11 protein-coding genes and 1 pseudogene are annotated in these 14,756 nt (G+C 45.3%); 11 read left to right on the forward strand and 1 reads right to left on the reverse strand.

Going from position 1 to position 14,756, the window contains the following annotated elements:
• The first annotated feature begins 749 nt into the window (after nt 1–749).
• Entirely contained in the window at nt 750–998 is a 249-nt protein-coding gene (locus tag MKX76_RS07990; protein ID WP_431786078.1) for a GNAT family N-acetyltransferase, read from the forward strand.
• A gap of 227 nt (nt 999–1,225) precedes the next feature.
• Here MKX76_RS07990 and MKX76_RS07995 read toward each other — a convergent pair whose 3' ends face one another.
• Entirely contained in the window at nt 1,226–2,080 is an 855-nt protein-coding gene (locus tag MKX76_RS07995; RefSeq protein ID WP_007131464.1) for a helix-turn-helix domain-containing protein, read from the reverse strand.
• 106 nt (nt 2,081–2,186) lie between these two features.
• Between MKX76_RS07995 and gap the strand changes: the two are divergent.
• From gap to MKX76_RS08045, 10 genes and pseudogenes are all read left to right on the forward strand, one after another.
• Nucleotides 2,187–3,187, forward strand: a pseudogene (gene gap, locus MKX76_RS08000) (type I glyceraldehyde-3-phosphate dehydrogenase).
• Nucleotides 3,188–3,704: 517 nt separating this feature from the next.
• Nucleotides 3,705–4,388: a response regulator transcription factor gene (locus MKX76_RS08005; protein WP_007131461.1), complete on the forward strand. Its 684-nt coding sequence runs from the start codon at nt 3,705–3,707 to the stop codon at nt 4,386–4,388.
• Nucleotides 4,389–5,390: a sensor histidine kinase gene (locus MKX76_RS08010; protein WP_341033406.1), complete on the forward strand. Its 1,002-nt coding sequence runs from the start codon at nt 4,389–4,391 to the stop codon at nt 5,388–5,390. It abuts the gene before it with no gap.
• 101 nt (nt 5,391–5,491) lie between these two features.
• The gene (locus MKX76_RS08015; protein WP_341033407.1) at nt 5,492–6,430 is read left to right on the forward strand and encodes a VanZ family protein; all 939 of its coding nucleotides are present in this window, start codon (nt 5,492–5,494) and stop codon (nt 6,428–6,430) included.
• 89 nt (nt 6,431–6,519) lie between these two features.
• The gene (locus MKX76_RS08020) at nt 6,520–7,203 is read left to right on the forward strand and encodes an ABC transporter ATP-binding protein (protein ID WP_007131458.1); all 684 of its coding nucleotides are present in this window, start codon (nt 6,520–6,522) and stop codon (nt 7,201–7,203) included.
• Entirely contained in the window at nt 7,200–9,791 is a 2,592-nt protein-coding gene (locus MKX76_RS08025; protein ID WP_341033409.1) for an FtsX-like permease family protein, read from the forward strand. Before MKX76_RS08020 ends, MKX76_RS08025 begins: the two co-directional genes overlap by 4 nt.
• Before the next feature lie 625 nt (nt 9,792–10,416).
• On the forward strand, nt 10,417–11,283 hold the full coding sequence (locus MKX76_RS08030) for a carbohydrate ABC transporter permease (protein ID WP_341033411.1): 867 nt from the start codon (nt 10,417–10,419) through the stop codon (nt 11,281–11,283).
• Nucleotides 11,284–11,360: 77 nt separating this feature from the next.
• Nucleotides 11,361–12,179 (forward strand): carbohydrate ABC transporter permease, encoded by an 819-nt coding sequence (locus MKX76_RS08035; RefSeq protein WP_341033413.1) that lies wholly within the window; start codon nt 11,361–11,363, stop codon nt 12,177–12,179.
• A gap of 38 nt (nt 12,180–12,217) precedes the next feature.
• Nucleotides 12,218–13,372: an efflux RND transporter periplasmic adaptor subunit gene (locus tag MKX76_RS08040; protein ID WP_340900525.1), complete on the forward strand. Its 1,155-nt coding sequence runs from the start codon at nt 12,218–12,220 to the stop codon at nt 13,370–13,372.
• Nucleotides 13,373–13,409: 37 nt separating this feature from the next.
• The gene (locus MKX76_RS08045) at nt 13,410–14,747 is read left to right on the forward strand and encodes an ABC transporter substrate-binding protein (RefSeq protein WP_007131453.1); all 1,338 of its coding nucleotides are present in this window, start codon (nt 13,410–13,412) and stop codon (nt 14,745–14,747) included.
• Nucleotides 14,748–14,756: the final 9 nt, after the last annotated feature.

The following is a 14,756-nucleotide window of genomic DNA, read 5'->3' on the forward strand; positions in this document are numbered from 1 at the left end:
CTTCATTACTTAACGAAAGTTAACGAGAATCTAAAACTTAGTATAGATTAGGATAGTGACAACTTCTGTCATAGTCATAAAGATACGGAGCTGATCGCATTTATAAATTCAAATGGGTCATGGAATTGATGAAGACCGTCAAATTTTAGAAGTAATACGTGACTCTAAGATACAAAGCGGAAAGAAAGGAAATTATTTAGCTAACGAGCAGGGTAGTTCAATAATTTCTCTCGAATTCTCTACATATGTGGCTATTTACGAAGAGCATAGATAGGATGTTATGCGAAACCGGGGCACTTATTTCATTTATATACGCTATTCACAGGTGGTAGCTTATCTATTTCAAGCTAGTTCAATAATGTTAAGTCCTCTCCCTGAGGGTAGCTCTAAAGCCTGCCGTTACAGACAGCGGGTGACCGTACCACAAGTAACGGCAAGTGTTTTGATGGTATGGTTTCTGTACCCAAAATGCTATAAATAATGGTTACGAGCTAAACGCAGGGATAGGCAGGATAGCCCAAGAATTCATTGAATAAAGGGAGGGGGGTCAGCTTGGTGGATCAGATTACTCTTCACCGGTCCGATTGCTCTGATGTTGAGACAATTGCAAATTTACGGGCAATAGTACTACATGATGATTTAACAAGGTTAGGAAGATTTAATGAAGAGAGGTTCGCCAACGTTTAAGGGATTCATTTGATCCAAATCATACATGGATCATAAAAGCAGGGCCTAGGTTTATTGGATGCATTGCTTTCAAAACGCTAACTGACGGGTATTTATTAGAGCATTTTTACATCCATCCTGATTTCCAAGGCAAAGGAATCGGCAGCCAAGTATTAACTTATTTCCTGAAACAAGATCATGTCGCAGGAAAACGGGTTACTTTGAATGTTCTTCAAGGGAGCGCGGCTATTCGTCTATATGAACGCTTCGGGTTTGCAGTGGATCGTGAGGATCCCGTTGATATTTTTATGTCTACGGTAGTAGACTCGTAGGGTTCATTTTTCATGACGGAAAACGATAGTTTTAGGACATACTGGCTCCCTTTCGGCTAGAAACTGAAGCTTTGTCTGATGTCTCCATCTTGAATGAGTCATAGCAACTTGTTATTGCACTAACGAAGAACTATAGCGCAACAATTCATTACGGCAGCTGGCCACGTGACCGGCTGCCGTTGTTCGTTGAAGTAACATTAGATTATGAAGAGGAGAATCTTCCTTCATCATTGGGCAGCAGAGAACTTGCGGGAAATTTCCCGATATGCTGTTGGTGACATGCCTTTTTTAGCCGTAAATTGTTTAATGAAGTAAGTGTCATACTCAAATCCGGTAGCTCGTGCAATTTCATTTAAGCTCATGTCGGTATGAGTCAGAAGATTCCCCGCAACCTTCAAGCGGTGCGACATTAAGTAGCCCATCGCTGTGGACCCGCATCTTTCCTGAAACATCTTATTGAGAGAAACGCGATTCAAGTACGCGCACTTTGTTAAATCTTCCAGGGTGATTTTTTTCGAATAATTGGTGTGTATATATTCCAGAACCAAATCCACAGGTGATTGTTCACTGTGACGGTTTAAATGTTCAAGCACTCCCATGATTTGAATAAAATATTTTTTTATTCTACATGCCCAGAGTGCATCGCTTTGCGCATACACTTCCGTGCCAAGCACAAAAAACCACTCCAATAATTGTGGATATGCCTTCTCGGTTATGCGAGGTATGCCCGTTCGTTCAGGAGACTTACGAAACAGCGAAAGACCTGTTTGTATTTTCAAATCGGTCGGAAAGTAATCTGCTGTTTCAGCATGAGGAGTTGAGTTAAGAAAATCCAGATGAAAACAAAATGATGATGCAGAAGCGTTGTGCTTTTCTAATCCTTGTATCGTATCCTCTTCAGACAAACAAAGAATAGCGGGTGCTGAAATGGTGACCGGGCGTTCGTTCAATATCCCTTTTATGCTTCCATTTGTGACAAAAACGAGAGTAAACCGCTCCGGGTAGGGGATATGTGCAAAATCCTCGGCAGCTACAAATTCGATATTTACCGTTCTGTTTTTATGGCGGTCAATTTGTGGCATGGTTCTCACCTGACAGATAGTATAGTTAAATGCTTCACTTATGACAGTGTATCACAAAATTTCAAGGGATATAATTTGGGTATCTGACAGAAAGGTGGTTATGATGATGGCAATCAACATCGCAATTAACGGTTTTGGCAGAATTGGCAGACTTGCATTTCGGCAGCTTTTTGATACGGATGGATATAGAGTTGCAGCCATCAATGATCTTACAAGTCCGCAGATGCTTGCGCACTTGCTGAAGCATGACACACGCAAGGGCGTTATGATGCCAAGATTGGTTATAGTGAGAACAGCTTGAACGTGAACGGTGTGGATATTCCGATTTATACCGAAAAAGACCCCGGAAAGCTGCCCTGGCAGGAACTGAAAATTGACGTTGTTCTGGAATGCACTGGCTACTTCGCATCAAAAAAAGCGTCAGCAGCACATATTGAAGCAGGCGCCAAAAAGGTGCTGATCTCCACCACCGCCGGGAACGATGTTCCCACGATTGTCTTCGGTATCAATGAACATACGTTGTCTAAGAACGATACCATTGTTTCGGCTGCTTCCTGTACGACGAACTGCCTTGCGCCAATGGCGTATTTCTTGAACGAGCTTGCACCACTCAAAAAGGGCTTTATGACCACCATACACGCTTACACAAACGACCAGAATACCTTGGATGGACCCCATCCCAAGATCGACCTGCGGCGGGCGCGTTCTGCAGCGGGCAACATCATTCCGACCTCAACCGGAGCAGCAAAGGCAATCGGGCTAGTGATCCCGTCCTTGGATGGCAAGCTGGATGGAACATCGCAAAGGGTGCCGGTCATGGCGGGCTCACTGACAGAATTAACCGCAGTAGTAGCCGGCTCCGTCACAGCAGAGCAGGTCAACACGAAGATGGAACAGTCCCAGTCGAATGTATATGGCTATACAGAAGAACAGCTTGTCTCGTCTGATATTATCGGCATGACTTACGGCAGTTTGTTTGACGCAACACAGACAAAGGTAACAGAGCTCGGAACAGATACATTGGTGAAAATTGCTGCGTGGTATGATAACGAGAACTCCTTTACCAGCCAGTTAATACGTACCGCAAAATACCTAGCAAAATTATAATGTTTAGCGGGGTTAGAGGATACTAAAAAATGAGCGAATAATCACAAAGCTGCCAAAAGCCATGAAACAGGCATATCGCTGGAAAATGGGGCTGTATCCAAATCGTTCGCATGACATGGGAACATAGCATCTAAAACATAAAAAAGGATCTCAATTTCACTGTATAGAGGGGCTGCCCCATAACGTGAGACAAAATAAAAACACCTTCAAGAGCATGCAATCATGTCGTAAGGCATGGAGACAACTTGGAGGTGTTTTTGCATTGTTTGTTAGGATTTTTTTCAACTCGTGACGATAGAAAGATGAATCGAAAAACAAAAACAAATGTCGGGGGGACAAGAACTGAGCCGATTCCCGATTAGATCAGGATCTCAACTATACCCTTCTCAATTTGCTTCCGAAGTGGACTGCCGTTTTCTTATGGGAACGGCTTTTATTTTTCCTAGTGCGTTGGTAAACTATCAGAATGAAGATGGGGTCATAAATTCAATCAAACGTTAGGATGATCGTTTTGGATATGAAATTCTTGTTAGTGGAAGATGATAAAACAATTGCGTCCGGTCTGGAATATTCGCTGCAGCAAGAGCGCTATTCAACCGTTATCTGCCATGATGTCGCATCCGCAAAACAGGTGCTCGCCGAAGATATCGATCAGTTCGCTTTATGCCTGTTCGATTTGCAGCTTCCGGACGGAAGCGGCTATGAATTGTGCAAGATGGTGAAGGAGCGGCGGGACATTCCGGTCATCTTCTTAACGGTGATCGATGATGAGGTCAATGTCGTAATGGGGCTTGATATGGGAGCCGATGATTATATTACCAAACCTTTTCGAGTTCGCGAACTTCTGTCGCGGATCAAGTCTGTCTTGCGGAGATATCAAAAGCCGTCCCAAACCAAAAACATCATAGACATCGATAATATCCGCATCAACACACTGGAAGGAAAAGTCTTTAAAAACAGTACCGAGATTTCGCTGACCGCTTTGGAGTATCGATTGCTCTTGATCTTTGGCAACCATATTGGACAAGTGCTCTCAAGAAATCAGCTTTTAGAGCAGATTTGGGATGTGGCCGGCGATTTCGTGAACGACAATACGTTAACCGTTTATATCAAAAGGCTGAGGGAAAAGCTGGAGGATGATCCCGGACATCCGACATTGATCAAAACCGTACGCGGCCTGGGATATAAGGTTGGTGATTAGATGCTGCGCAATCGAGAAATAAAGATGTTATTGTTCGTCATGGGTTTAATCAGCTTAGCGGCGATTATTGGCGCTCTTATGATTTCTCCTGCCGCCACGGCACTCGTTTTCTTTCTATCGATTTTGCTCACTGGCAGCAGCTTATTGTATACGAGATGGAGATACCGCGAAATTGAAAAGCTGTCCGTCTATTTGCGGGAAATTAGCAGCGGCAATGATACCCTTGACGTACGGGATAATAAAGAAGGCGAGCTCAGCATCCTGAAGAATGATATTTACAAAGTGACGCGCATGCTGTCGGAGCACCGGTCGTTGTTGCAGCGGGACAAACTTCAACTCACGGATGCCATCTCCGATATTTCGCATCAGCTCAAAACGCCGCTCACCTCCATGACCGTCATGGCGGACCTGCTAAGCGCCCCTGACCTGCCTCCGGCCAAAAGAACGGAGTTCACCCACCATATTCGCATCCAGCTTGAACGGATCGACTGGCTTGTTTCTTCTTTGTTAAAGCTATCGAAAATGGACGCGAAGACCATCCCATTCAAAAAAGACCGAATACCCATGAAAAGCCTTATCCAAAAGGCATTAGAGCCGGTAATGATTCCGATGGATATTAAGGGACAGACGATTTCCATTGCGGGGGATGACGACGTCTCTTTTGTCGGCGATTTCAATTGGACTGCTGAAGCGGTTATCAATATTTTGAAAAACGGAGTGGAGCATACGCCTGAAGGCGGTGCGATCGCCATCACATTTTCCGAGAACGCGTTATTTACGGAACTCGTCATTGCTGACAACGGAAAAGGCATACCGAAAGAGGATTTGCCTTATATTTTTAAACGTTTCTACAAAGGAAAGAATGCTGGCGAAGGGAGCATCGGCATAGGGCTTGCGATGGCTCACAGCATCATTGCCAGCCAGAACGGCCTGATCGATGTGACGAGCGACAGCGAGAAGGGTACGCAGTTTCGGATAAAATTTTATAAGCACGTGATTTAGCGGCATTCCAAATGTGACTGAATTGTCACCTTCATCGTCACTGAATAGTCATTTTAGACAGATACAATGATATTCAACAGATGAACGATGGAGGTACGACCATGGATTTGAAGCAACAACGCAAGAGTATTTTTGCTATTACGATATTTTATACCCTGTTTATTCTATATTTTTTGTTTTTCGCTTTCGGCAGAGTAGGTAAGGCAGATCAAATCAAGGGGTACACCTTTATTTTTTTACCGGACGATTTTTTTAGGCTGCCGGATCTATCCGACTTTCTACATCCGACATTGATGGACTTTGTGGGTTTCGGGAACGTCGCCGCTTTCATTCCTTTTGGCATATTGATTCCGTTGTTATATCGGACTAGCTTTGTTCGCTTCATGATTCTGTTCATCCTGTCCATTCTCGTGCTGGAGACGATTCAGGCGCTTACTTTTCTCGGCAGCTTCGACATGAACGACGTCATACAGAACTCAACGGGAGCAGCCATCGGATTCGGGGCGTACAAACTTGGCTTTCGCGCGAAAAACATCTGGAGAAATATTGTTGCCGCTGGTATTTTCAGCGTTGTTTTGATGCTCGGGGTGTGGGGGATCTTCGGAATGGTTGACCAAGCGTTCACCAAAGAGATGGGTCCCTTTGTGGCGATAAACGATTTAAGGGATCGTACGGGGAATTCTTCAACAGGACCCCAAACGGCCAGTTTTGAGATTGGCGGTCAAGAAGTGGAACCCCATTATAATGTGTACAGCATTGAAGGTAAAAACAAGGAAACGTACACATATACGTTTGGCAATAAGAAGGAGGTGTACCTCTTCTTGAATTATGGAATTCCCGATCAGAAGGATTCCCGGGGCAGCATTAGGGTCACCGCCGATGGACATGAGTTCCTAACTATATCTGTAGAAGCCGGACGCCATGAGCCGGATATGAGCTCCATTTATCTTCCTCAGGCCAATGAGCTTGCGATCACCATTGAGGGAAATGTAACCCTGTGGGATGTTGGATATCAAGAGATGGTATATAGCTGGAATTGAGCTTGAAGGAGCGCCCATGCTTCCGAAGCGAGTTTTGTACGCAGTCGATTCAAGAAGTAACGCCCACAAAACTTTTAGGAGATATAGCAATGGAAATTTTAAAAATCGAGCATTTGTCTAAAATATACGGCACTGGCGAATCGGCGGTAAAGGCGCTTGACGATATTTCATTTTCGGTTCAAAAAGGCGAATTCGTCGCGATTATCGGCCCGTCCGGATCGGGAAAATCGACCCTTCTACATCTGCTGGGAGGCGTCGATCGACCGACAAACGGCAAGGTTTTCGTTGAAAATACGGACATCTATGCATTGGACGAAACGCGTCTGGCCATCTTCCGGCGGCGACAAATCGGACTGATCTACCAGTTTTTCAATCTGATTCCCACCTTAACGGTGAAAGAGAATCTGACGCTGCCGCTCTTGCTGGACAACCAGCAGGAAGATAAGAAGCAGTTCGATGCGCTCGTAAAGACGCTGAATTTGGAGCATCGTTTAAACCACCTGCCGAATCAGTTATCCGGCGGGCAGCAGCAGAGAGTTTCGATCGGCAGAGCGATCATCAGTAACCCTGCCATCATGCTGGCAGACGAGCCCACGGGGAATTTGGACAGCAAAAATAGCAGCGAAATCGTCGATCTGTTGAACATGTTGAATAAAACCTATCATCAGACGCTGATTATCATCACTCACGACGAACGAATCGCTTTACAGGCCGACAGGATCATTTCAATTGTAGACGGCAAGATTGCCAAAGACGAGGTGATCCGTCAATGAATATTGTCTACAAACTTGCCATCCGGAATTTGAAGCAAAACAAGAGACGAACACTTGTCACCATCCTCGGCGTCATCATTTCGGTTGCCATGGTGACCGCTGTCGCTACGCTTGTGTTCTCCTTCTCGGATTTAATGATCAGGCAAACCATCGCGGATAGCGGGGAGTGGCATGTTCAATATCATGATGTAACCAAAGAACAGCTTGCGGCGATACAAGCCGATGAGGCAACCAAAACCGTTGCGATTACAAGGGATCTTGGCTATACCCTATTAGAAGGGGGACAAAATCCCAATAAACCATACTTGTTCATCAAGGAATATGATGCGCAAGGTTTCACGCAATTTCAGGTTGAACTAAGCAAGGGCCGTCTACCCCATACGGACAAGGAAGTGGTTATTTCTGAGTCCGTTGCAACGAACGCCAAAGTGAAGTACGAAATCGGCGATCGTCTAACCCTTCAGATCGGCGAACGATTCGAACAAGGGGGCGATCATCCCTTGGATCAGACCGAACCGCTGCGTAGGGAAAACGGCACATTGACTGAAAGGCTGCAGCATATCAAGACAAAGGATTATACGGTGGTCGGCTACATCAAGCGCCCCGAATGGGAAACGGCGGGGGCCCCGGGTTATACGATCATCAGTTATGTCGATGAAAATATGTTCGGGGCAACCGATCGCGTGAATGCAGCGGTGGTCTTGCAGAAAATCAAACCGTCCTTGTTTGCGCATGCGGAAAATGTGGCAAAGAGAAACGATATCGAATCGGTCCAATACAATAACGACTTGCTGCATTATTACGGCTTGTCCAAAAACGAAGAATCGTACAGCATGATGTACTCTTTATCGGCTATCCTGATGGCGGTTATTATGATCGGCTCGGTTTCGCTCATCTATAATGCATTTGCGATATCCGACTCGGAACGTTCCCGTCATTTAGGGATGCTCGCGAGCGTCGGGGCTACGAAAAGGCAGAAGCGTAATTCCGTGCTTTTTGAAGGTGTCATCATTGGCTTGATCAGCATTCCGATTGGCATTCTATGCGGTCTTGCTGGGATCGGAATCACCTTTTGGTTCATGAACCCGATGATTGAAGGGGCATTATGGAGCAGTGAAAAGCTGACGGTCATCGTCACGCCGTTATCACTCTTGATTGCCTGTATTGTTTCGATGCTGACGATTTTCATCTCGACGTATCTTCCGGCGATCAAAGCATCCAAGGTTTCCGCCATGGACGCAATTCGCCAAACGTCCGACGTTAAGCTTACGGCGAAAGCCGTGAAAACATCGAGGTTCATTCGCAAGCTCTTCGGCATCGAAGCGGAAATCGGATTGAAAAACTTAAAAAGAAACAAACGGAGATATCATGCCATTGTATTTTCGCTTGTCATCAGCATCGTTTTGTTTTTGACGGTATCGTTTTTTACCGCCGGCATGAAACAATCCCTGGAACTGTCGCAGGAAGGCGTCAATTATGATATGGAAGTGTCGTACAGCAATGGAAAAAGAATAGACGATCGGTTGCTGCAATCGATTGTATCCTTAGATGGTGTATTGGAATACAACCTGATTCAAGAGTTCTATAAGCGCGCTTGGGTCGATGAAGCGTACATCTCCGAAGAATTGCAAGAGATGGCTAAGAAGGATAAGAGTTTACTGCAGGACGGAAAATACCCTTACGAGATTAAGATCCATGCATTAGACGATTCGAGTCTGCAAGCCTATGCCAATGCCGTCGGTGCAAATTTCGAACAGCTTAGGGACCCGGATCATCCCGCCGCGATCGTGATGGATACGATTCATTACCGGGATTTGGATAGGGGGAAATACGTCCAGACGAAGGCCATATATACGAATGTCGGTCAAAATTTCGAACTAACGAATAGCTATCAAGATAATGCGGAAGAAACGAAGGTAAGACGTGTGACCGTTGCTGCGCTGACGGATCAAGCGCCGATGGGAATGAGCGGGGCAGGCGTGGGTGGGTTAAATATGATCGTGTCGGAACGCATCATGGATCAATTGGCAGACGTTGAGGAGCTGGCTAACGTTCAGACATACCTCTATTTGAAAAGTATGGAGCCAATGAGGACACACCAGGAAATCGAAGAGATGTTTGAGACCAATCTGAATGTCTACAATGTATATCAATCCAGAAAAAGCGAAGAACAACAGATTCTATTGACGTCCGTCTTTTCGTACGGTTTTATCGTGTTAATCTCCGCGATTTCGATTGCGAATATTTTTAATACCATCTCGACGGGCTTATCCCTTCGTAAGCGAGAAATTGCGATGTTGAAATCCGTTGGCATGACGCCAAAAGGCTTTGCGAAAATGATGAACTATGAAAGTATCTTTTATGGAGTCAAGTCGCTGCTGCTCGGGCTTCCCGTCAGTTTCGCCGTGATGATTCTGATTTATCGGTCATTTGCGAACCGATTCAGCTACGGATTCACCGTTCCCTGGCTGAGTGTGCTTTCTGTTGTCGTCGCCGTATTTGTTATTGTCGTATCTGCGATTATTTTTTCAAGCAGGAAATTAAAAGAGGATAACATTATTGATGCGTTAAAGCAGGAGAATGTATAGGGAATACCTCGGTCACCGTTTTTCCTTCCTGTGTTATACTTAGTGGCGGTCCAGAATATGAGTTTGAGATACAGTTGGCGTTGAAATCGATTATTTTTGTCGGTGATTTCAGCTGCCGAACATGAAATGGATGTAGAACGATAACGAACATCTGTTAATTGAAGTGCACCCCTTAGAGCGGACATGGGATAAGCCCCTAGTGGTATCCGATGAATCCTAGGGGGTGCACTTTTAGTATAATATGGAAGTTTCGCGTGTTAGACGTGATGATTATCTGGTGAAGCCTTTCGATCCGCAGGAGCTTGTTATTCGGATTCGGTCGCTGCTGCGTCCGGTACAGAATTGCCGCAGAAAAGCGGGTCGTATTGTGAAGCTTGAAGCTGGATTGGCTTACTAGAATCGTATCTCTGAAATACACGAAAAAAGCACCTGATACTTTCAGGTGCTTTTTGTTGTACCACTTTTGTTTGTAACGAAATCGCCTAGTCACTTCAATATTTTAAGTATTTTTAATATTTCCCACACTTTTTTCTTAAGCAATCTTATTTATTCTAAATGCAGTGGGGAGCGCAACAGGCCAGGATGGAGGTCGAAACTTTACTGAGAAAGGAAGGATCAGTCAATCATGAAAAAATGGCTCCGTAAGGATGCTTCGGCGGCCATGTTTTTTCTCGTGCCAAGCGGTATCGGATTTGCACTCTTTTATCTTATCCCGTTTGCCATGGGTATGTATTATTCCTTTATGAGCCAATCGTTGGGCGGCGAATTTGTGGGATTCGATAATTACCTGGAACTGCTTGAAAGTGGTTCCTTCCGCAAGGCGGTATCCAACACGTTTTACTTCAGCGCGGTCAGTGTTCCGCTTATGGTCATGCTGTCACTCGGGTTAGCGATGCTGCTGAATAAAAATACATATATTCAAAAATGGCTACGTACTGCTTATGTTATGCCGCTTGTTGTGCCCGTCGCCTCCGTCATCATGATCTGGCAGCTGCTGTTTGATTGGAACGGCTCCCTGAACGCATGGCTGAACAGCTTCGGATATGAAAGGGTGGACTGGATGAAGACGGAATCGGCACGTTGGGTCGTAATCATTGTGTACCTATGGAAGAACATCGGTTACAACGTCATTTTATTCCTAGCGGGACTACAGCAAATTCCGAAGGATTACTACGAAACGGCCCGGATTGAGGGGGCTGGTCGTTTACGGCAATTCCGAAGTATTACTCTGGTCTATCTGACTTCCACGATGTTTTTTGTTGTGATCATGTCCATTATCAATTCATTCAAAGTGTTCCGTGAAACGTATCTGATCGCAGGTGATTACCCCCATGACAGCATTTATATGATGCAGCATTACATGAACAATATGTTCGTGTCGCTCGACATTCAAAAGCTGACTGCGGCGGCAACCCTGATGTTTCTCTGTATTTTACTGAGTGTACTAGTGCTGTTTGCGATTGAGCGCCGACATCGGCAGTACATGGAATAGGAGGTGGAGCGAAGTCTGTGCAAGTAGCCTACATATTGAAAAAAAGTGCTTTAACGTTTGTCATGGGTGTTATTGCTATGATCTTAATATCCCCAATTGTGATTATATTCACAAATTCATTGATGACAGAACTGGAAATTGAAATCAATTATGGCCTCATCGGACAAATGAATGAAACGACTGCGGGTAGAGACGGCTCCTTTGCGAACCTGAAACTGATTCCGGACAAGGTGTCTTTTGCACAGTATGGGAAGGTTTTCATTGACAACCCGAAGTATCTGACGATGTTCTGGAACTCCGTGTTCATGGTGATGCCGATTATTGTAGGTCAGACACTCGTCGCGGCACTGGCTGCTTATGCATTTTCAAAGCTGATTTTCCGCGGCCGGGATACGATGTTTTTGGTCTATGTCATGACGATGCTCATGCCGTTCCAAGTCACGCTGGTACCCAATTATATTATGGTCGATAAGCTTGGCATGCTGAATAGTACGGGCGCCATCATTGTTCCTGGTATTTTCGCAGCTTTTGGTGTATTTATGCTCAGACAGTTCATGCTGGACATTCCCTATGCCTACATTGAAGCAGCCAAAATCGACGGTGCCGGACATTTGCGGATTTTTATAACGATGATTATTCCGATGATCAAGCCGGGATTGGCCGCACTTGTGATCTTGCTGTTCGTTGATTATTGGAACATGGTGGAACAGCCGCTTATTTTTTTGGACGACCCGTTCAAGCAGCCGCTGTCCGTCTTTTTATCCAGGATTAATGATAGCGACCGGGGGATTGCCTTTGCTGCATCCATGATCTATATGGCCCCGATGGTAATGTTATTTCTGTATGCGGAGTCGTATTTCATAGAGGGCATTCAATTGTCAGGTATTAAGGGTTAGCTTATTAGGACGGTTTTTTTAGGAGGAGAAGAAAGGATATGGAGCTTGGAAAAGGGTTAGCTGACCAAAGACGAAAGCGAATCCTTCAAATCGTGTTCATGGGTTTTATGGGGGTGCTGCTGTTGTTTACATTGTTCAGTAACACGCTGCAGTCGTTGACCTTGCCCAAGGTGACCACGGAACAGCCGAAACAGGGAGGCATTGAGCTATCGATCGCGGGAAGCGGAATACTTCAGCCGATCGCCGAAGCTAAACTATCCAGTTCAAACGACTGGAAGGCTCAGCAGATTTACGTAAAAGAAGGTGAACGTGTTAAGAAGGGACAGAAGCTTATCGCTTATGACAACGTAGCGGCAAGACAAGAAATCGAACTTGAAGTAACGAATCTGGAAAAGCAAAGGATTGAGCAGCAAAATCTTCAGGATCAGTTTATTCAATCTTCCATTGGGGAGGATGAGCTTAAACTGCGCAGCGCAAAACGTGAAGTTGAAAAAGGGAAACTCGATATCGCTGCGCAAGAACGTAAGATCAACGAGATGAAAGAACGACTGGCAAAAGACCAGATGCTTACCGCTCCCTTTGACGGTATTGTCACGAAGCTGAATGCGGTTGAAGGTCTTGCATCTGCGGGCGAGCCGGATGTCATTGTCTCAAATAGCAGCCAAGGCTATAGGTTTGAAGTCGGCGCTGATGCAAAACGTTTGTCCAGTATTGGGATATCCGTTGGTGAGCGGATCGAGGTAGAAGTCCACACAGATAAAGAGCAGCAAGCCAATGTCATGGAAGGTGTAATTGAAGAAATCACCAATGCGGAACCGATGATTGAGGGGGCAACCGAAGGAACGGAGACGGTAACCGTCCCTCAAAAGAGAATTCGCATTAAACTCATAAACACCAAGCTGAAAGGAGGTGAGCAGGCTCGAATTAACATCGAGAAAAGCTCTCTCTATCAAGGGCTGCTTGTTTCTAATGAAGCTGTTCATCAGGACCGGGAAGGTATGTACGTTTTTGTAGTCGAAGAGCAGCCAGGTGCACTCGGTAACGTTTTTGTTGCCCGAAAAGTCAACATCAAGTTCAGCGAGCGAAATGACAAAGAAACGATGATCCAAACGGATAGCATTTATGAACAAGATAAGATCATTCTGAAAAGCAGCGAGCCTCTGCAGGATGGCAACCGAGTACGCTTGGAATAGGCGTTGTAAACAGAACATATCAGGAGGAAATTATACGATGAAAAAATGGCATTTACTTATTTCTATGGGAGCTTTGATCGCGAGTTTAACCGCTTGCGGGTCAGGAGAAGGCGGGAACGCGGATAAGCCCGCAACGAAAGAGGGAAAAACGGTGCTTACCCTGTCACTGACAGAGTCGACTCCGTTCTATCAAACGCTGGAAAAAAAGTTCGAAGAGAAATACCCGGATATCGACCTGCAGATCCATGCATATAAAAGCATGGGTGAACAATGGGGACCTGGGGATTTCGAGAAGTATCGTACTGCAACGAATACAGCCATGTTATCAGGAAACGGGATGGATATCATTGAAGTTGGCGGCTTGCCTGTTAAAGAATATGTGAGCAAAGGCTTCCTACTCAATATGAATGATTTGCTGGAACAAGACCAGACACTCCATAAAGACGATTTGCAAATGAATATTTTGGACGGTCTGAAACTGAATGACGGACTGTATACCATCCCTTTGGGATACTCCTTGAGAGTATTGGTTGGTAATGGGGACATGTTGGACAACGCTAATGTGGCAATCGATGATAAAACCTGGGATTGGAAGAAGTTCGAGAAGGTTTCAAAGGAAGTAATCCGTAAGGCAAAGGAGAACGGTATCCCCGAGGTTTATGCATTGGCGTCCTATCCGCCGGAATACCTCTTCCAAGAAATGCTCTATGAAAACTACGCTGCATTTGTTGAACCTTCCGCCAAAAAGGCATTGTTCGACTCTCCGGAATTTGTGGATTTGCTTCAGCAGGCCATGGAAATGAATGATGAGAAGATTATAACCGCTGACGAGGCACAGCCGGGTCAACAATTGTTCAGTTCAACCCCGATTAGGTCACCGCTTGATTTCATCGACGGCCCTTATATGCTGTTCGATCATCCAAAGATCATGCTGTTACCCCGAGCGGGAGAAACCGCGCAAAAAGGAGCGCGAGTCTTTACTTCAACCCAGTTCGCGATTCATGCCAAATCGCCAGCACAAGACGAAGCTTGGAAGTTCATCACCTTCCTATTGTCAGAAGAAGCACAATTACTGCAGGAAAGAGAAGGGTTCTCGATGCTTAAATCCGTGAATGAAAAGCTGATAAATGACCTTCAGGAAAAAGTGGAAAGCGGCGATTATAAGCTTCCGAATGGGCAGCCGGCCGAAGTACCCGACGAACAATTCAATGTGTTTAAACAAATGGTTCAGTCCGCGGATCAATACGTGGATCTGGACAGTAAAGTGATATCTATTGCGGGTGAAGAGTCCATGGCGTACTTCAGCGGACAGAAAACTGCAGAGGAAGTGGCGAAGCTGATCCAGAACCGAGTCACCACCTATTTAAACGAATAGGTAGATCAT

This window comes from Paenibacillus sp. FSL R5-0810 (assembly GCF_038002285.1).
In the GTDB taxonomy this organism is placed as follows: domain Bacteria; phylum Bacillota; class Bacilli; order Paenibacillales; family Paenibacillaceae; genus Paenibacillus_AQ; species Paenibacillus_AQ lactis.